The sequence below is a fragment of the Nocardiopsis sp. NPDC006139 genome (genome assembly GCF_040614155.1).
In the GTDB taxonomy this organism is placed as follows: domain Bacteria; phylum Actinomycetota; class Actinomycetes; order Streptosporangiales; family Streptosporangiaceae; genus Nocardiopsis; species Nocardiopsis changdeensis.
This window is the reverse complement of the sequence record NZ_JBEXTT010000016.1, coordinates 1-18,741: the sequence shown is the minus strand read 5'-3', so window position 1 is coordinate 18,741 and position 18,741 is coordinate 1. Positions and strand designations below refer to the sequence as shown.

Below are 18,741 nucleotides of genomic sequence, written 5' to 3'. Positions count from 1 at the left end.
CCGGCGCAGAGGGCACGACCACTGCGGGCGGTGCCGCCGGCGCCGGCCGGGGAGCGGGGCCGCGGCGGGTCAGGCGGCCCGGTCGGGCGGTGCGCTCCCCAGCGCGGGACCGGAGCCGTGCTCCAGGGCGTCCAGCATGTCCCGGATCTCCCTGACCAGGCCCTCGGGCACCGCGTGGCCGAGCCGCGCCCCCTCCTCCGCGATCAGCTCGGCCCTCCTCAGGGTCCGCCACGCCGCCAGCGGGTCGCGGCCCACGAGGGACTGGGCCAGGACCTTCATGGCCCGCAGCCGCCCCGAGCGGTGCCGCAGCCCCCGGTAGCCCTCGACCGCCACCCGCGCCGACTCCTCGGCCTCGGCCGTCCGGCGGACCCGGAGCAGCGCCTGGGCCGCCATACGATGCGCCCGGGCGTGCCACCACCTGTCGCCCAGCTCCCGGAAGCCCTCGGCCGCCTCCAGCATCTCCTCCTTCCCCTCGTCCCGGTCCCTCTCCATCAGGACCTGCCCCCGGACCAGCCGGGTGCGCATGACGCCCCAGGTGTCGCCGAGCTCCCCGAACACCCGCTCGGCCCTCTCCAGCCGGAGGATCTGGTCGGACACCTGCCAGGAGTCCCGCAGCCGTTCGCCGCGGCGGAACCGGGAGAGCCACCGGACCGGGCCGGACCGGTCCCCGGGCCCGGCCCGGTCGAAGCCGAACCACCCCTCCAACACCGTCCGCAGGGACGCCCCGCCCTCCTGCGCGGACCCGTCCGCGGCGGGCGGCACCCCGCCGGAGAACAGCGCGGACACCCGCTTCTCCTGCTCCCGCGGCCGGCGCCCGTCCCTCGCGGCCATCCGGCGCCGCTCGCGTTCACGGCGGGGGTCGAGCCACAGCTCGCACACCCCGGCCTGGGAGTTGAGGGAGTGCGACGGCAGCTGCCCCAGGGCCCGCAGGTAGCGGGCGTGGTACCAGTCCCCGTTGGGGGAGTCGGCGATCCGGCGGCGTCCGCGCTCCAGCACGAACCAGGCGTGCAGCTCGAAGCCGCGCAGCCGCAGCACCTCTCCCTGCTGGAGCCGGACCCGGGTCCACTGCTCCGGGTCCTCCGGGCGCCCCCGCAGCTCCCGCTCCGCGAGGGCGAGCCGCCCGTGCGCCTCCTCCAGGTGCCCCTGGAAGCGGTACAGCTCCGCCAGGTTGCACAGCGACCGCACCAGCCACCAGGTGTCCCGGTGCTCGGTGAAGACCCGGATGGCCGCGTCGATCGCCGCCCGGCCGTCGTCCGGGTCGCCGCGCCGGTACAGGTTCACGCCGACGGCGCGGTGGGCCCGGCCCCGCCAGCGCGGGTCCACCCCCGGACCGTCCAGGGAGTCCAGGATCATCGAGGCCGTCAGGGCGAGCTCGTACCCGGTGTGGTGGTCGCCGTGCCCGCCGGTCACCTCGGCGCGGTCGATCAGGGCGATCGCGCAGGCCAGGGGGTCGCCCGTCTCCAGAGCCAGGGCGACCGCCCCGGCGGTGGAGTCCCGCATCGAATCCCAGTGGATCCGGCCGGTGCGGCAGAGCAGGGAGAAGGCGCGGTGCAGCCGCCATCCGTACGCCGCGATCCCGCGGCGGTCGGCGACGTCCGAGGAGAACCGCCCCTGTCCGGTCCACCAGAAGCAGAGCTCGAAGCCGCGCTGTTCGCTCTCCAGCCAGGCCACCGGTTCGGGGGAGGCCGGGGGCGGGGGCGGATCCGGGATCCAGGACAGGGGCGGGTGCGCCGGCGCGGGCGCGGGCGCCTCCCGGCCGGGCGGCGGGCCGAACGACCACTCGTGCGGGCAGGCCCGCCGCGCGGCCTCCTCGGCCCTCTCCGTGTAGGCGTGCAGCAGCCGCAGCACCGCCTCCTCCAGTTCGCGGCGCCGGGCGCGGGACCAGGCCGCCCGGTCCGCGTCCGCCACCCCGAACAGCCGGGGCCCCTGCCGCACGAGGAAGTCGCGCATGTACTCGTGCAGCCGGAAGTGCTCGTGTCCGGCCGCCGAGTACAGGTACGTCACCAGGTACCGGCGCCGCAGCTCGTCCAGCACGCCGACCGCCCTGCCCGGCCCCACGTCCAGCAGCGCCGCGGCCACCCACGGCGTGAACGTCGCGGCCCCGGTGCCGGCCAGCAGCCACAGCAGCCGCCGCTGCTCCTCGGTGCACTCGCGCAGGCCGAACGCCAGCGACCGGACGATCGACTCCGGCCCCGCCACGGTCAGGGTCTGCTCCGGGTCGTTCATCCGGCGGAGCAGGGCGGCGGCGCCGGGCCCCGTGGCCTCGGTGGCCTGCGCCCCCACCAGGCACAGGGCGAACGGGAACCCGTGGCACCTGGCCGCCAGCTCCGGCAGCGCCGCGCGGTCCTCGTCCGACAGCGGCCGGGACCGCGCGGACACCAGCCGTTCGAGCAGCAGCAGCCCCTCCTCGTCGGAGAGCTTCCCCATCGGGTGCTCCCGGATGTCCACGGGAGGGGACGACGGGAAGGCACGGCGGCTCGTGATGAGCACCGCGCACCCCGGTCCGGTGGGCAGAAGCGGTTCCACCTGCGCGAAGTCCTTGGCGTTGTCGAGGACCAGGAGCACACGGCGATGCCCGCAGGCGTCCTTCCACAGTCCCGACAGCCTCTCCGAGGAGGCCCCGTCGGGCACCCGCTCCCCGACCTTGCGGAGCATCTCGGCGAGGATCTCCGCCGGTCGGCGGACCACCGGACCGCTGCCGGGGCCGCCGCCCGGATCCGGGTGCTCGGTCGCGGGGCCGTAGAGCTCGAACTCCAGGGTCCCGTCGGGGAAGCGGCCGCTCACCCGGGAGACGACCTGGGACACGAACTGGCTCTTGCCGGTGCCGCCCTCCCCGGTGATCGCGATGATCAGCGGCCCGCCCCGGCGCCGGCGCAGGCGGCCGCGGCGCCGGGGGAAGCGGGAGAACGCGTCCAGGACCTTCTTCATGAGGTCGGCGTGCCCGGTGAAGTGGTCGACGGGCGCGGGCAGGCGGGGCCGCACCGGTGGCTCCCGGGGCGGTTCGAGCGCGGCGGGCCGCCGGTCGAGGAGGGCCTGGGCGGAGGCCGCCACGCCGCTGCCGGCCATGGCGAGCGCCACCACCCACCACCCGCCGTCCGGGAGCAGGTCGGGGAACCCCTGCAGCGCGGTGCCCAGGCCCAGGGCCAGCAGGGCGCCGACGCCCAGGCCGGTCCCGATCGGCCGCCAGCGGCGAGGGCCGGGCGCGCCGACCGTGCCCGCGGGGTCCTCGCCGTCCACGTCCGCCCTCCCGAAGACACCGGATTCCTCTGTGGGCCGGGGATCGCGGGGTCCGGGCGGCCGCCGGGGAACCGATCCTGCTGCGCTCGGCGGGCCGGTGTCCAGAGCGGGAAAGGGCGCGCGGGCGGTGTTCACCGACCCGTCCCCGCGCGGTAACCGTGCGGTCGCGCCGGGCGGCCGGGAGCGGGCACGGGGGCGGGACGGCCACGGGGCGCAGGGGCGCAGGGGCGCAGGGGCGCACCGGAGGTTCCCGGGGGCGGACGCGGGCCGGGGCCGGGTGGGCGTGGGCCGGAGCGCCGTTCCTCCGCCTCCTCACCGAGGTGCGCGCTGCGGAGGGGCGGATGCGGCCCGGGGCACCGTCCCCGCGTATCCGCACCGGGGTGCGTGCCGGGGACGGGCGGGCGTGGTCCGGGCCCGGCGGGTCAGGCGGCGGCCGCCGGGTCCTCCTCGATCGCGGGCGGGACGCCCCCCGGCCGGGACGGGTGCCCCACCGGGTGCGGGTCCTGGGCCGGGCGGTAGGCGGCCGGCACCGGGGCGTAGTCCTCCAGCGGGACGCCGGGTTCGGGCACCGCGGGCCGGCGCGGCGCGTCCTCCAGCGGCGGGCGGGGGCGCGGCGGCGCGGGCGGCACCTCCATGAGCCGCAGGCGCCGGAGTTCGAGCTCCACCCGGGCGATCCGCTCGGCCAGGACCCGGGCCGGGGGAAGGCCGCGGGTCGCCTCCAGCGCGCGGTCGCGCTCCCGGACGCGGAACGCCACCGCCCCGGACGCCTCGGCGAGGCGCTCCACGGCGGTCTCGCACTCGCGCAGGGCGGTGACCAGCGTCGAACGCAGTTCCCGGGCCCGGGCCGTCGTCCGGTCGATCCGGGCGGCCCGGCGCGCCGCGAACGGACCGGAGGGCGCGCGCACCGAGCGCAGCCCCCTCTCCACCCGTTCCAGCGCCCGGCGGGCCCGCCGGGCCTCCGCCTCCCGCAGGGCCACCTCCGCCGAGGCCCGTTCCTGCCGGGACCGGACCCGGTCGACGGCGACCTGTTTCCTGGCCAGGCGGTCGCGGGCGGCGGCCTGGCCCCGGGCGGTGGCCAGCAGCGAGTCCAGTTCCTCGATGCGGGAGCGCACCCCCTCGTGCAGGCGCTCGGCGAGCGTCTCGGGCGGGACCAGCGCCCCGAAGCGCCGGTGCAGGGCGGCCGCCTCGATCCGCTCGGCCGACTGCTCGGCGGGCCCCCCGGGGGAGGGGACGGCGGCGTCGCGCAGCAGCAGGTCACCGGGCTGCGGGCCCAGGTCCGCGGTGGTCGTGACGTGCACCCTCCCGCCCAGCGCGGGGACGGCCTCGGCCGGGTGCCAGGGCCCCGTGGAGCCCGGGGACCGGACGAGGAAACCGGCGGAGTCGGGGGAGACCCGCCAGTGGTGGCAGGTGAACACGTACTCGTGGGGGCCCTCGCCGCCGCGGATGCGCCGTCCGTCCTGGAGCCGCAACTCCTCCCCGTTCGTCGCGCGGGCGGCGAGAGCCCTCCGGATCTCGCGGTCGAGGAAGGCGAGGGACTCGGCGGACACGGCGGATGTGGGGAGGGCGCTCGCGGAAGTCACATGACCCTTTCAGAGGGAGAGAGTCTCGTTCATACGGGGGACCCGACGGTAAGGAGTATGCCCGAGGGCTACGACATTCTGTAAGGGTACGGGTACGCAAAGTTCGAATCCGCCGGTCAGGGGCCCTGTCCGGAACCGGTCGCCCGTTCCCGGTAATCCGGAGCCCCGTGCGCGGCGGGTGTATCGCCGCAGGTCAGGGTCGTGTGTGGGTGGTGGGGCCGGGGGGTGCCCGGGTGGCGGGGGAGCCTTGGGCGCACTCGGAAGATTCTCGATTTCCTCGTTCGCCGATCCCCGAAGCGGGCCACCCGGTTCCGTCATGTGCGGGAACCTCCCGGATATGAGGTTCCTTCATGTTCGTTCCGTCCCGGACGCCCTCGACGCGGGGTTCCGCGCTTGGTAGAGTCCCTTTTGTTAAGGGGCTTCACTAATGGCGTGCGCCAGGAGGGCGGAACTCGTGAGCGGTAGCGGTCCCCTCGCCCGCAACGGCGGGCGCCCCGCCACCATCGACGTCGCCGACATCGCCGCGGCCGGCCGCGAGCTGGGCATGCGGGACCTGAGCCTGAGCGCCGTCGCCGCCCGGCTGGGCGTGACGCCCGCGGCGCTGTACCGGCACGTCGACGGCCGCTGGGGCCTGGAGCAGCTGGTCGGCGAGAGCCTGCTCGCCGACCTCGAGCTGGACGACGACCCGCAGGAGGGCGTCGAGGCGCACCTGGTCGGGTTCTCCGCGCAGCTGCGCCGCTTCACCCTCGAACACCCCGGGCTGGCCGACTACCTCCAGAGCGTCTTCCCGCGCGGGGACTCCGGGGCCGCCCTGATGATGTCCGAGGTGGCGGCGCTGGAACGGCGCGGCTACGACACCTCTGCCGCGCTGGTCCTGACCAACGCCGCCGCGGCCCTGACCATCGGTCTGGCCGCGGCCGAGGACCACCGTTCCGCCGAGGACCACCCCGAGGGCCGGAGGCGCCGGGAGGAGGCCGCGGAGCGGATCGTCGCCGAACACCCCGCCCTGGGCGCCGCCTACACGCGGATGCCCTACGTCACCGGCGAGGTCTTCACCCACCTCCTGCTCACCGCGGCCATCGGCGGCCTGGTCGCCGTCGCCCCCGTGGGCCGCCCGGTCGACGAGATCATCGCCGAGCTGGGCCGCCGCGGCGGCCTGGTGCCCTCCCCCGGCCGGGACACCGGTCCGGGGGCCGTGGCGGCGGAGACGCGGTGACGGCGCCACCCGGGGACAGAGCCCCCCGTCCCGCCCGGGAGTGGACGGCCGGGCGGGGCGGGGACCTGCGGGCCGCGCCACGGGTGGGGAGCGCCCGCGCGGACGGCGACGGCGCCCGCCCCGCCCACGCCGACCGCGGCCGTCAGCCGGTCGGCATCCCGGGCCGGAGGTAGTCCGCGACCGCGGTGCCGCCCCGCACCGCGGCGAAGACGCGGGAGGTGTCGTCCGGGTTCCGCGCGTCGAACAGGACCCGCACGGGGGCGCCGGCCACGGGCGCCGCGTTCCGGGGGAACAGCTCCGACCGCTCCACCCACCGGCGCCGCCCCCGGTCGTCGGTGAAGGCGAAGGTCCAGCGCACCAGGACGCGTTCGGCGTTCGAGGAGGCCGGGCCGCGGACCGCGGTGACCTCGCCCGCCACGGGCTCCCGTTCCGTCAGCATCCGGACCAGGGTCCTGCGGCGGCCGCGCTCGCGCATCCGCGCCCGGACGCCGGCCGCGGCCGACGACAGGAGCAGCAGCGTCACGGTCCCCGGGAGCCACCACCGCATGGTGTACCAGACCCAGGCTCCGACACCCCACTCCTCGTGCCGTCCGAACACCGGGTCGTAGGCGGTGCCCACCACATCGGCCGGCGCCCACGCCGCCGTGGTCGCCCACCACAGGGCCGCGGCCGCGCCCAGCAGCCACAGCGGTGCGGGGCCGACGCCGACGAAACCGGCCGTCGAGCCCGAGTAGCGGTGGTTCCAGCGCGTGTACAGGGCGAACGCGATGAGGGAGCCGACGACGGCGAAGGGGGTGGTCCACACGGCCATGGTCGACTCGGTGTCGGAGAAGACGCTGTTGACCATCATCACGCGGAACCGGTCGCAGAACGCCGCGGCGGCGTACCCGGCCACCGCTCCGGAGGCGGTGAGGAACGCGCCGGCGGCCACCGTGCCCGCCAGGGAGCCCGCGCTCCCGGCCTGGCGGTGCCGGCGGTCCTCGCGCGCGGCCGAGGGGTCGATGGTGCTCACCGGTGCCTCCGCAGTGGGCGGACGCGGTGCGCCGCGCCCGCGAGAAAGTGGGACCGAAACATCCTATGTATGCCTTTGGTCTGGCCTGAACTGGGGTTTCGTTTCCCGCCGAGGGCTGGGGGGTAGAGGGCGCCCATGGCCCACGGGGCCGAACGGAACACACGGGATGCCGTTCGGGCGAGGGCGGCCGCGGGAACGCGCCGGGCCGTCCGGGAGGTGCGGGAGCGATGAACCGGAGTACGCAGGGGAGCGGGAAGAGCGGCGGTCGGAGCACCGGGAAGGGGACGGCCTCCGCACGCGACACGGCGGAGGACGCCGACCGCACGGAGGACGCCGTGACCGCCCGCGACCCCGAGGACACCGACGTGCTCCTCGACGTCCCGGTGGTGAAGGTCGACGAGATCGACCTCGAGGTGGAGAACCTCGTGGCCTCGGTGTCCCTCCACGCGGAGGTGCTGGACCTGCTCAAACTCAAGGTCGGCGCGGACGTCGGGCTCGGCCGCGTCCACCTCACCATCAAGGGCGTCGAGGCCCAGGCCCTGCTCAAGGTCCGGCTCGACAACGTCCGCGACATCATCACGCGCGTGCTGGAGACCATCGACGCCAACCCGCAGATCCTGGAACAGGTGACACGCGGCGTGGGGTCCTCGCTCGAACAGGTGGCGGGCGGCGCGGGCGAGGCCGTGGGAGCCGTGGGCAGGGGCGCCGGGAGCGCGGTCGAGGACGTCGGGCAGGGCGCCGGCAACGCGGTGGAGGACGTCGGCCGAGGGGCCGGCGGCGCCGTCCGGGACGTGGGCGGCGGGGCCGGGAAGGCCGTGGAAGGCGTGGGCGACGACGCGGGGGACACCCTGAAGGAGGCGGGCCGGGCCGCCGGGAACGCGGTCGGCGGCGACGGCAAGGACAGCAAGGACGACAAGGACGACAAGGACGGCGGGGAGGGCGGCCGCAAGGGCGGCAGGGGCGGCTCCCGCGGGAAGTCCTCCGGCTCCGGGGGCCGGAAGTGAACGGCACGGGCGGAGACGCCGTACCCGACCCCGACGTGGAGATCACCGCCGGCGTCCGCGCCGACGAGCTGACCTTCCACGAGGTGCCCGAGGTCGTGTCGCGCACCCGCACCGAACCGGACGGCGAGGGCACCGCGGGCAGCGACCGCTCGGGCGTCCCGTACGGCGTCCGCACCGGCACGGTCTACCGCGACGTCCGCGTGGACTACCGCCTCGCCGCCCGCCTCACCGACCCCGCCGGAACGCCGGACGGGTAGCCCCGCCCCGCCGCGGTGCGGCAGGTGGTGTCTAGGGGGTGGCTTCGGCGGCGCGTTTGAGGTCTTCGGCCTGCTGGTCCAGGTGGTTCCGGGTGGCCTTGCGGAAGAACACGCCGACGATCGACACCATCAGCCCGCGCATCTCCAGGTCCAGGGTCAGGCGCGAGCGGTCCGCGCCGAGGGCGTCGACGCGGTGGCGGGCGACGGTCGTGACGCCGCCGGCCCGCTGCGTCAGCTCGAAGGAGACGGGGGCGTTCCAGGAGGTGACGTCCCACAGGCCCTCGGGCAGCCGGTGCTCCCGGAGGCGCACGGTGCCGCCCCTGGCCAGCGGGGGCGGTGACACGATCTCGGCCACCTCCACCAGCCGCACGACGCGCGGCCACGCCTCGATGTCGCTCAGTACGTCCCAGACGCGCTGCCGGGGCGCCTGGATCTCGACGGACTTCTCGAACCGCATGTCGGAGCCTCCTCGCCGGGGACCCGCATCCTCCGGACCCGGTGTACACCGACCCTACGCGGCACCCGCCCCGAGCAGTGTGAACGCGGGCCCTCCCCGTACACCGCGTCGTCCTCGGCCACCGGCACGGTGGGATCGCCCTGCACACGGTTCAGACCGGGACCCGTCCGTTCCGGGGGTGCCGGTGCACCCCCGGGAACGCGAAAGCCCCTGGCCTTTGCGCTTTCGCGCCGGTCAGGGGCTTTCGCTCGTGGGGTGAGTGACGGGACTTGAACCCGCGACTTCTTGGACCACAACCAAGTGCTCTGCCAGCTGAGCTACACCCACCATGTGCGCCGGGCCTCGCGGCCCTGCGTACGTATGAGATCTTAGCGGATTCCCGGGAGTGCTTCGATCAGTTTTCCGGAGCGTCCTCGCGCGGCTCCACGCGGCCGGTGCCGCCGGCGACCACGTCGGCGGCGATGGCGCGGGCCGTGGCGGAGTTCGGGCCCGGCTCGGGGACGAACGCGGCGGCGCGATAGTAACGCAGCTCACGGATGCTCTCGGTGATGTCGGCGAGGGCGCGGTGGCCGCCGTTCTTGTCCGGGCTCGCGTAGTAGACGCGCGGGTACCAGCGGCGCAGCAGCTCCTTGATGGAGGAGACGTCGACCATGCGGTAGTGGAGGTGCTCGTCGATCCGCTTCATGTCGCGGGCGAGGAAGGTGCGGTCGGTGGCGATGGAGTTGCCGCACAGCGGGGCCTTGCCCGGCTCGGGGACGTAGCGGCGGATGTGCTCCAGGACGGCGTCCTCGGCCTCCTGGAGGGTCACGCCCTTGTCGAGCTCGGCGAGCAGCCCGGAGGTGGTGTGCATGTCGCGCACGAAGTCGCCCATGGCGTCCAGCGCGGCCTGCGGGGGTTTGATCACGACGTCGATGCCCTCGTCGAGGATGTTGAGCTCCCCGTCGGTGATCAGACAGGCCACCTCGATCAGCGCGTCGTTCTCGAAGTCGAGGCCCGTCATCTCGCAGTCGATCCACACCAAACTGTCGTTCATACGGCCAGCTTAGGGCTTCGGGGGCGGGGGCCCGGACACGCCGCGGGGCGGCCTCCGGCGGAGGCCGCCCCGCGGCGGGACGCGGTCAGTCCCAGATGAAGGGGTCGGAGACGCCCGGGGGCTCACCGACGCCGATGAGGTACAGCCAGTCCCAGATGCCCCAGAACTGGACGACGACCAGGCCCAGGACCACCAGCAGGATCAGCAGGAAGGTGAAGCAACCGCATCCGCAGCCGCCCTTCTTCTTCTTGGGCGGCTGGGGCTGGGGCGGCGGGGCCGGGTAGGGCTGGTGGCCCGGGGCGCCCGGGTGCGGGCCCCAGGGGGGCTGGGGGCCGCCGTGGGGCGCGGGCGGACCGCCCGGGACCCCGGCGCGCGGACCCGCGGGCGGGTAGCCGGGGGGCGGGCCGGGCCGGTTCATCGGGGGCGGGCCCTGCGGCGGGCGCCCCGGGGGGCGGTTCATCTGCTGGGGCGGCGGGAACGGCGGCGGGTAGCCGCCCGGCGGCGGCTGCGGCGGGCGGTGGTACGCCTGCTGGGGTCCCGACTGGCGCGGGTGGCCCGGCTGGGGGCCCGAGGGCGGGTAGCCCGGGCGGCCGCCGGTCGGCGGGTACCCCGGCTGGGGGCCCGAAGGCGGTGCGGCGTGCGGCGGGGGAGCCTGGCGGGAGGCGTCCGGGCGGCCCGGGGTCCACGGGGTGCCCTCGGCCGGAGCCGGCGGAGAGGCCGGGGGAGCGGGGTGCCCGGGGGTTCCCGGAACGGGCGTCCCGGGGGCCGGGGTGCCCGGGAGCGGGGCGCCCGGGGTCCCCGCGGCGGGGGCGGCCGGCGCGGCCCCCGGAGGGCGGTTGCGCTCCTCCTCCGCGCGGCGCTCGGCCTCCTCGGCCTGGCGCTTGGCCTCCTCCTCGGCGCGCTTGCGGTCCTCCTCCGCGCGCTTGGCGGCCTCCTCGGCCTGACGCTTGGCCTCTTCCTCACGGCGCTTGGCGGCCTCCTCCTCGGCCACGCGGCGTTGCTCGCGGCGCTCCTCGGAGAGGTCGCTCCAGCCCTCCTTGAGGCTGCCCAGCAGCTTGTTGAAGCGGCCGCCCTTCTTGCCGCCCTCGTCCTCGTCGCCCTCGGGGGCTCCGCCGGAGAACATCGGGTCGTTGGGGTCGAACACGGCGGTGCCGCCGGGCTCGCCGCCGCCACCGGGGGTGAACACCCTGGTGCCGGAGGTCCCGCCGGCGTCGGACGGGTCGAAGACGCGGGTGCCCGGGGCTTCGCCGATCTCCCCGGGCTCGAAGACCCGGGTCCCGCCCGGGGAGCCGGTGCCGGGGGCCGCGCCGGAACCGGTGAGGTCGGCGGTGGGCAGGTCGTCGCTCAGGTCGGCGGTGGGGGGCTCCTCACCGCGGCCGGGCAGGTCGCCGGGGGACACGCGGATGGTGGCGCCGTCGTTGACGCCCCCCTGGGGGCGGGGGGAGGCGGTGCCGGAGGTGACGCGCATGGTCGCGCCGTCGCTGAGGTCCGCGGTGGGCTCCTCGTCGGCGGTGGAGGGCCGGCCGGGGTTGATGCGGACGGTGCCGGGCTCGTCGTCCACGGGGGCGCTCGGCGGGGGGCCGACGGGGGTGGAGGGGCCCAGGCGCACGGTTCCGGGCTCGTCGTCGACCGGGGGGTGCGCCGCGTCCCGTCCCCAGGAGGGGTCGATGCGCATGGTGCCGAGATCGTCGTCGACGGCCCCGGGGGAGGGGCCCAGACGCACGGTTCCGGGCTCGTCGTCGGACGGGGGGCCGCCGGGCCCGCCGAGGTAGGCGGTGGCGGCCTCTTCGTCGTCGTCGGCCCCGCCACCTTGGAGTTCATCCAGGGAGCGGGTGTGCCGCGTCCACTCGTCGCCGTTCCACCATCTGAGCGTTCGCGCGTCGCCCTGCGGGTCCGCGTACCAACCCGGCTCGATAGATCCACCCATGGGGGTCAGACTAAGGGGTTTCGGAACTCTGCTCGACCAGTGGATCCCGATTCCCGGGTCCGCCGGGGCATCCCGCCGCAGGCCATCGCCCCGGGTGTTCAGTCGGTGACCGGGTGTTCCGGCTCCGGTCGCGGGGAGGGGACCCGGTCGTCCCCGGCGAGGAGCCGGGCGGTGTCCAGGCGGCCCGGCCCCGGGTCGGCCGAGCCCGGTACCTGGTCGTGGCCGAAGTGGCCGCCCCGGGCCCAGGCCCGTTCCCGCTCCGGTGGCGGGGCGGCCCCGGCGCCGGGCGTCCCCGCGGGCCAGGTCCGCGGAACACCCCAGGAGCCGAGCCAGGCCAGCAGCGCGGCCCGGCCGCGCATCGGGCCGCGGGTGAAGGGCGCGGACCGGTGGGCGACCACGGCGACGACCAGGCACACCCGCCCCTCGTCGCCGTGGTCCACGTGCAGCCCGTAGTGGTGGGTGGAGCCGGGGGAGGGGGAGGCCCGCCGGGTCGCGGGCAGGATCTGGACGGTGTCGCCCGTCAGCGGGTTCCACACCAGGTGCACGGTCCGCCCCGCGGACACCAGCAGCCCGGCCTCCGCCCGTGCCGACCGCACGGCCGGATCCGTCCCGGTCACGGTCCACACGGCGCGCGGGGCGCCGGTCCCGGGCGGGGAGTGCGCCCGGCCGCCGTCGATCCGCTCGGCCTCGGGCATCCACGCCTCGGGCATCGCACTCCCCCAGGGGTCCGTCGTTCCCGGCCCTCTCTGTGTACGCCGGACGGTCGGAGAAGTCCATGGAGTCCCCGGACCCGTGGAAGCCCGGAGGGGGCGGCGGCCGCATCGGCCGCCGCCCCCTCCGGCGCGGTCCCGGGTCCCCGGACCCGAGTCCCCGTCAGTCCTCGGGCTCGGAGATGCGCAGCGAGAACGCCCTGATGAAGATGTCGCCGATCTCCGTCGGGTCCTCGGTCATGTACGAGGCGCCGCCGGTCGCCGCGGCGATCTCCTGGAGCGGCTCCAGGTTCTGCACGTCGGGGCCGAACGCGATGGTGATGATCGGGATCGGCCGGGACGGGCTGGCGATCGCCTCGATCTGCGTCAGCAGTCCGTCCAGGTCCAGGCCGCCGGGGTTGTCGTTGTCCCCGTCCGTCAGCATCAGGATGACGTTGTTGCGGTCGGGCCGGTAGGTCCGCGACATCTCCTGGTACGCGGCCAGGTAGGTGTCGTACAGGGCCGTGTCGCCCTGGGGCAGCGGCTGGAGGGAGCCCAGCGCCTGGGACAGGACGGCGCGGTGCTCGCTGCCGTCGTCCGCCGTGGCCTGGAGCTCGCGGATCGGCGCGAGCTCCTGGTAGTGCAGGTTGTTGTTGACGTTGGTGGAGAACTGCCACAGGCCCAGCTCGGAGCTGGGGGTGAACATCTCCAGGCCCTGGGTGGCGGCGGCGCCGGTCACCTGCATGCGGGTCATCCCGGTGCCGGGCACCTCGGCCAGCATCGACCCGGAGATGTCGACGATCGCGAGCACGCGCGAGTCCATCTTCATCTGGTTCCAGGTGCGGGTCAGGTCGGTGATCGAACCCTCGGAGGGCGTCGCCAGCTCCTCGGGGGCGGCCTCCACGAAACCGTGGTCGCCGCTGAGCACGGAGGTGTCCACCTCGCCCTCGGGCCCGCGGAAGCCCTCGGCGAGGATGTGCCCGCGCGCCGAGTCCGAGCGGATCGCGGTGCGGAACTCCTCGGCCGCGCGGGTCAGGACGCTGTCCTCGGTGCGGACGAGGTAGGGGTAGTCGAGGTAGTAGGTGCCGCCCTCGAGGTAGTCGACCCGGACGGCGTTCTCCTCGTAGGCGGAGTTGTAGCGCCAGGCGGCCTGTTCCGACATCACCATGAGGGGCGGGGCCTCCTCGCCGCCGCCGCTGAGCGCCAGGAAGGCGGCCTCCTCGTCGGCGGAGGCGCCGCGGTGCAGCGACTGGAGGGCGGCCGTCATGGCCGCGTTGAAGGTCTCGGCGTCGGGGCTGGCCTCCTCCAGTGCGCCGTTGAGCAGGTAGAGGGTGCCCAGGCCGGTGGAGCTGCGGGCCGGGTCGACGACCCGGACGGTGCGCTCGGCCTGCTCGCCGGGCGCGGCGGTGGGCACGACGTCCATCCACGTGGTGGGCGCTTCGGTCTCCTCGGCGTACGCGGCGAGCTCGGTCACCACCAGCGGGCTGCGGGCCACGGAGGTCCCGGTGTCGGTGAGGACGGCGTCGCCGGACTGGCTCTGGACGATGCGCGGCCACACCGAGGAGTCCGGGATCCACACGTCGGAGTCGGTGTCGCCCATGGTGGCGCCGGAGCCGGTGATGCCGAAGGCGACGTTGGCCGAGTCGACCTGGCGGACCTCGACGTGCACGCACCGGCCGTCGACGGCGGTGTCGGTGAGGTTGAAGTCGCGGGCGACCGCGTCGACGGCGGGCGCCAGCTCGGGGCTGACGGCCACGTCCAGCCGGATGTCGGAGCCGCCGCACCCGCCGGAGTTGCCGAACATGTACACGCCCACCCCCGCCAGGCCGACGACGATCACGAGGGCCGCGGCCAGGGCGGCGAAGGCCCCGCCGCGTCCGCGGCGGCGCCTGGACCGACCGGGGGCTTCTTCTGCGTATCTTCCGCGGTGACGTCCCACAGCTTTCCTCACGGGGTGGTGTGTTCGGACGAGGAGTCGTCCTGGGGGATGGTGCCGTTACTGGAGTGGCCCGCCGGCGCAGGTACGGGTGCCGGAGCGGGGCGGACCGGTGGGCCGGGACCGGGAGGGCGTCGGTCCGACCGCAAGGGTGTTACTGGTGGGAAAGGTACTCAACCTTCCGGAGCAGGTGGAGACGGTACGTACAGGTCCATTGCGGTCACATGGTGCCGTGACCCGCACCGCGCCCCCGTGCAGCCCCCGTCACCTTGGGGGATCCGCCCCCGGCGACGACGGCCCCTCCCGGAGGGGCGGTCCGGCCGAAAGCCGATTCCGATACGGAATCGAGACCGTTCCCGGTCGGCCCGCGTCCCGGGGGCGCCCCCGGGGCACGGCCGGTCCGTACCCGGGGGCGCACGTCAGTTGTCGCAATCGGGCACGCAGAGCCGCCGCGAGATCGAACTGAGGAAGATGTCGCCGATCTCCTCGGGGTCGTCGGTGACGAACAGCGAGCCGCTGGTCGCCGCCGCGACCGCGCGCAGCTCCTCCCGATCGGCCTGGTCGCCGAAGGCGATGATGAACAGGCTCACCGGCCGCTGCGGGTCGAAGCGGTCCTGCAGGGCCGCCACGAGCTCGCCGTGCGACAGGTCGCTCGACCCCTCGTCCCGGCCGGCGGTCAGCAGGATGACGCTGTTGATCTTGTCCTCGTCGTAGACGGACTGGACCTCGTCGTAGGCGGCCAGGATGTTGTCGTAGAGCCGGGAGCCGCCGCCCCGCACGTCGATGGTCCGCGCGATCTCCATCAGCTCCTGGCGCCGGGTGACCTCGCGGCCGTCCTCGGCGTCGCCCAGGCCCTGCATGTCGGCGGACTCCTCGCGGCCGGACTCCCCGTACTCCTCCGACATCAGCCACAGGCCCATGTCGGTGGCGTCGGGGAACAGGCCCAGGCCCATCAGCGCGGCCTGCCGGGCGGCCTCCATCCGGGTCGCACCGCCCGCGCCGTCGAGGTCCCCGGCCATGTCGGCCGAGACGTCGGCCAGCACCAGGGTGCGGGTGGGCATGGACAGCCGGTTCCAGTCGGTGACCGAGGCCAGCAGGGCGTCGCCGGTGAGGTCGCCATGGACCCGGGGAGCGGCGGCGGTGATCCCGGGCAGGTCGGCCAGGGCGCCGGACGCCTCCCCGCCAGGGTCGCGGAAGCCCAGCTCCCGCAGGCGGTCGCGGTAGGCGTCGCCGCGCAGCACCTCGTACAGGTCGGCGGCGGCCGAACGCAGTGAGGGGGTGTCGGTGGTGGTGACGTAGGGGTAGTCCAGGGAAACGGTCCCCTCCCGGGGATAGTGCGCCCGCAACCGCGGCGCGTCTCCGGCGCGGTTCGCGTTGTAGGCCGCCACGGCCTGCTCGGGGACCACGATCACCGGGGCCGGGCGCGTCCCGTCCCGGGCGCCCCCGGTGAAGAAGGCGGACAGGTCGATCTCGCCGAACGCGCTGTCGGTCTGCACGTCGCGCACGAAGTCGGTCATCGCGGTGTCGGCCTCGTCCCCGGTGCCCAGGTGGCGCCGGACCGCGTGCATCACCGCCATGCCGTCGACGCCGCGGTTGGGGTCCACCATGACCAGCGGCCGGTAGGGGTCGCGTTCGCCGGGCAGCACGACGGTCCAGTCGGTCTCGTCGGGGTCGGGCATGCCCTCGGTGCCCTCGGGGGCGGCCAGGACCACGGGGGAGGAGGCCAGCGAGGGCGGGTCGGTCTCGATGCCGCGGGTGCCCCCGGCGGACATGCGGGCCAGCTCCACCCAGGCGGAGGACTCGGGCACCCACACGTGCGGGGCGATGGTGGAGTCCGCGCCGGGGCCGCCGGCCAGGGCGGTCATGATCCGGTGCGGGGCGATCTCGTCCACCTGGGCGTACACGCAGTCCCCGTTGTACGACGGGCGCTCGGCGTTGAACTCGGTCGCCGCCTCCCGCAGCATCGGGGCCAGGCTCTGCGTGGCCGACACCCGCAGGTAGCGGGTGTCACCGCAGCCGAGCGCGCCGATCCCGAGGGGGACGGCGACCGCGGCCGCCACGACGAGGGCGACGACGACGGCGCTGATCCCCAGCGGCGAACGCACCAGCCGGCGGGTCGTCGCGAAGGTCGGTGAGCTGAGTCGGTGACGTCCACTGGGCACGGGCACTCCGGGGCGTTGCCGCGGCCGTTCCCCGCGGGGCGCGGCGGGGTGTGCGGGGGAGCCGGCGCGGACAGGGGACAGGGACACGGGGTGCGGCGCCGGGCACCCCGGACGGCGGGAGAGTGAACCATCGCGCGCCCGGCGGCGTCACACGGGGTGGAAAGGGTTCATAACACCCTACGGCCTCTATGACCTGAGCCACTCTCCGTCATCGTCATCAGGACCTTACTCGTTGGTAACGCGGGAACGGAAGAGGCGGTGGGACCGGACGGAAGGACACCCGGGCCGGCTCCGCCCCCGCGGCCGACGGGGCCTCCCCCGACCCGAGTGGGGTGATCTCTTTGTTACCGTGCTCACCGGGGAGCACACCCGTGTTCCCGTTAGGCTTAGGCCCCGCTGTGGGAGTCCGCCCCGGCACATGCCCCCCATGGCCGCCGGCGCACACCGCGGAACCTCCCGTGACCGACGACCCCCGAGGGTTTTCGCATGTCCCTTGATCGTGATCACCGGCGCCGAGGAACACTCGGCACCGCTCTGCTCGCCGGCGCCTGCTGTGCCGGCGCGGTCGCCTACGGGGTGATCGTCGGCCCGTCGATGCTGCCGCCGCAGCAGGACGTGCAGGCCGCCACCGCGCTCAGCCCCGACCTGGCCGGGCTCGACCCCGAGCCGGACGGCGAGGAGGCGAGCGCGCCGCGCGGGCCGATCGGCACGCTGGAGATCCACGTCAGCGACCGCGACCGCGCCTGGGTGCAGACCCTGGAGTGCACCGGCGACGCCGAGGAGGACGCGCAGGCCTGCGCCGACCTGGCCGCCGTCGCGGCCGAGTTCCACGGCGAGCCCGCGGGCAGCGCCGAGCACCCCAGCTCCGGCGAGGAGGAGGCCGAGCCGACCGAGGAGGCGGCCGACTCCGAGGCGATCGACGGGGTGCCCGTCGAGCCCACCACCGCCGCGCTGCCCGGCAGCGAGTCGCTGTTCACCGAGGTCAGCGAGGGCACCGTGTGCACCGACAAGCTGTACGGCCCGCAGGAGGCCACCATCGTGGGCGTCTGGGAGGGCCACGAGGTCGAGACCACGCTCACCCGCAAGGGCTCCTGCGAGGAGGCCCGCTGGCAGCGGCTGCGCCCCCTCACCGACCAGATCATGTGACGCCGCGCCGCACCGCGCCGTGCGGTGGGGCACCGCTCCCGGCGGCGCCGCGCGCACCGCGCCGCGGCGTTCCCGGCGACCGGGGATAATCGTCGTCCATGCACGTCATCGAGATCGACGACCCCGCCGACCCCCGGCTCGCCGACTACACCCGGCTGCGGGACGTCAACCTGCGCCGCCATCTGGAGGCCGAGCACGGCCTGTTCATGGCCGAGGGGGAGAAGGTCATCCGCCGGGCCGCGGCCGCCGGCTACGGCCCGCGCAGCTTCCTGCTCACCCGGCGCCGCGCCCACGCCCTGGCCGACCTGGTCGCCGACGCCCCGCTGTACCTGGTGTCGGAGGAGACCGCCGAGCGCCTGGTCGGGTTCGACCTGCACCGCGGCGCCCTGGCCGCCTTCCACCGCAGGCCGCTGCCCTCCCTGAAGGAGGTCCTGGCCGGCGCGCGCGGCATCGTCGTGCTGGAGGACCTGGTGGACCACACCAACGTCGGCGCGATCTTCCGCAGCGCGGCGGGACTGGGGGTGGACGCCGTCGTGCTGGCCCCCCGCTGCGCCGACCCGCTGTACCGGCGGGCGGTCAAGGTGTCGATGGGCGCCGTCTTCACCCTGCCCTACACCCGGCTCGACGACTGGTACGGCGGCCTCGACGAGCTGCGCGCCGCCGGGTTCCACCTGATGGCCCTCACCCCCGGCGAGGGCTCCCGGCCGCTGCGCGAGGCGCTGGCCGGGGTCGGGCCCGAGCACGGCGTGGGCCTGCTGCTGGGCACCGAGGGCGACGGCCTGTCCGCCCGCTGGCTGGAGCGCGCCGACGCCCGCGTCCACATCCCCATGTCCGGCCGCGACGTCGACTCCCTCAACGTCACCGCCGCGGCCGCGATCGCCTGCTACGAGCTGGCCCAGCGCGGCGGCGGCATCGAGCACCGCGGTGGGGCCCGGGCCTGACCGGCCCGGATAGGGTGGCGGCGGACACACGCGGAAGGGGAGGGCCACTCATGGCAGGCCGGGCACTGGTGCAGTGGGAGGAGAACCGCCGCAACGCGCCGGAGGCGCTCACGGTGGACGTCTACGCCGGGGGGCCGGCGCCGG

General features: G+C 75.4%; 14 protein-coding genes, 1 tRNA gene and 1 pseudogene. 6 read left to right on the top strand and 10 right to left on the bottom strand.

Going from position 1 to position 18,741, the window contains the following annotated elements; all coding sequences use genetic code 11:
* Positions 1-69: 69 nt before the first annotated feature.
* Positions 70-3,237 (bottom strand): NB-ARC domain-containing protein, encoded by a 3,168-nt coding sequence (locus ABZ249_RS20880; RefSeq protein ID WP_355265414.1) that lies wholly within the window; start codon positions 3,235-3,237, stop codon positions 70-72.
* A 422-nt stretch (positions 3,238-3,659) separates the two neighbouring features.
* Complete coding sequence (locus ABZ249_RS20875) at positions 3,660-4,784, bottom strand: hypothetical protein (protein WP_355265411.1); 1,125 nt, start codon at positions 4,782-4,784, stop codon at positions 3,660-3,662.
* 487 nt (positions 4,785-5,271) lie between these two features.
* Here ABZ249_RS20875 and ABZ249_RS20870 point away from each other — a divergent pair, with 487 nt between their 5' ends.
* Positions 5,272-6,033, top strand: a complete 762-nt coding sequence (locus ABZ249_RS20870; RefSeq protein ID WP_355265408.1) for a TetR/AcrR family transcriptional regulator C-terminal domain-containing protein — start codon at positions 5,272-5,274, stop codon at positions 6,031-6,033.
* A 142-nt stretch (positions 6,034-6,175) separates the two neighbouring features.
* Here the strand turns inward: ABZ249_RS20870 and ABZ249_RS20865 are convergent, their stop codons facing one another.
* Complete coding sequence (locus tag ABZ249_RS20865; protein WP_355265405.1) at positions 6,176-7,045, bottom strand: hypothetical protein; 870 nt, start codon at positions 7,043-7,045, stop codon at positions 6,176-6,178.
* A 227-nt stretch (positions 7,046-7,272) separates the two neighbouring features.
* Here ABZ249_RS20865 and ABZ249_RS20860 point away from each other — a divergent pair, with 227 nt between their 5' ends.
* The gene (locus ABZ249_RS20860; RefSeq protein ID WP_355265402.1) at positions 7,273-8,049 is read left to right on the top strand and encodes a thioesterase; all 777 of its coding nucleotides are present in this window, start codon (positions 7,273-7,275) and stop codon (positions 8,047-8,049) included.
* Complete coding sequence (locus ABZ249_RS20855; RefSeq protein ID WP_355265399.1) at positions 8,046-8,306, top strand: hypothetical protein; 261 nt, start codon at positions 8,046-8,048, stop codon at positions 8,304-8,306. Before ABZ249_RS20860 ends, ABZ249_RS20855 begins: the two co-directional genes overlap by 4 nt.
* A 31-nt stretch (positions 8,307-8,337) precedes the next feature.
* Here the strand turns inward: ABZ249_RS20855 and ABZ249_RS20850 are convergent, their stop codons facing one another.
* The 7 genes from ABZ249_RS20850 to ABZ249_RS20820 all read right to left on the bottom strand — a co-directional run bounded on the left by ABZ249_RS20850 (position 8,338) and on the right by ABZ249_RS20820 (position 16,510).
* Positions 8,338-8,763, bottom strand: a complete 426-nt coding sequence (locus ABZ249_RS20850; RefSeq protein ID WP_355265396.1) for an SRPBCC family protein — start codon at positions 8,761-8,763, stop codon at positions 8,338-8,340.
* Between the two features lie 251 nt (positions 8,764-9,014).
* Positions 9,015-9,090 (bottom strand) — tRNA-His (locus ABZ249_RS20845).
* A gap of 67 nt (positions 9,091-9,157) precedes the next feature.
* Complete coding sequence (gene orn / locus ABZ249_RS20840) at positions 9,158-9,796, bottom strand: oligoribonuclease (RefSeq protein WP_220562754.1); 639 nt, start codon at positions 9,794-9,796, stop codon at positions 9,158-9,160.
* A gap of 85 nt (positions 9,797-9,881) precedes the next feature.
* Positions 9,882-11,723: a DUF2510 domain-containing protein gene (locus ABZ249_RS20835; RefSeq protein WP_355265392.1), complete on the bottom strand. Its 1,842-nt coding sequence runs from the start codon at positions 11,721-11,723 to the stop codon at positions 9,882-9,884.
* Positions 11,724-11,821: 98 nt separating this feature from the next.
* On the bottom strand, positions 11,822-12,433 hold the full coding sequence (locus ABZ249_RS20830) for a hypothetical protein (protein ID WP_355265389.1): 612 nt from the start codon (positions 12,431-12,433) through the stop codon (positions 11,822-11,824).
* 163 nt (positions 12,434-12,596) lie between these two features.
* Positions 12,597-14,351: a substrate-binding and VWA domain-containing protein gene (locus tag ABZ249_RS20825; RefSeq protein ID WP_355265386.1), complete on the bottom strand. Its 1,755-nt coding sequence runs from the start codon at positions 14,349-14,351 to the stop codon at positions 12,597-12,599.
* 416 nt (positions 14,352-14,767) lie between these two features.
* Complete coding sequence (locus ABZ249_RS20820) at positions 14,768-16,510, bottom strand: substrate-binding domain-containing protein (protein ID WP_355265383.1); 1,743 nt, start codon at positions 16,508-16,510, stop codon at positions 14,768-14,770.
* A gap of 486 nt (positions 16,511-16,996) precedes the next feature.
* Between ABZ249_RS20820 and ABZ249_RS20815 the strand changes: the two genes are divergently transcribed.
* The 3 genes and pseudogenes from ABZ249_RS20815 to ABZ249_RS20805 form a co-directional block, all read left to right on the top strand.
* Positions 16,997-17,656 (top strand): hypothetical protein, encoded by a 660-nt coding sequence (locus ABZ249_RS20815; RefSeq protein WP_355265380.1) that lies wholly within the window; start codon positions 16,997-16,999, stop codon positions 17,654-17,656.
* A gap of 98 nt (positions 17,657-17,754) precedes the next feature.
* Complete coding sequence (locus ABZ249_RS20810) at positions 17,755-18,597, top strand: RNA methyltransferase (protein ID WP_355265377.1); 843 nt, start codon at positions 17,755-17,757, stop codon at positions 18,595-18,597.
* 50 nt (positions 18,598-18,647) lie between these two features.
* A pseudogene (locus ABZ249_RS20805) lies at positions 18,648-18,741 on the top strand (dihydrofolate reductase); the annotation flags it as partial.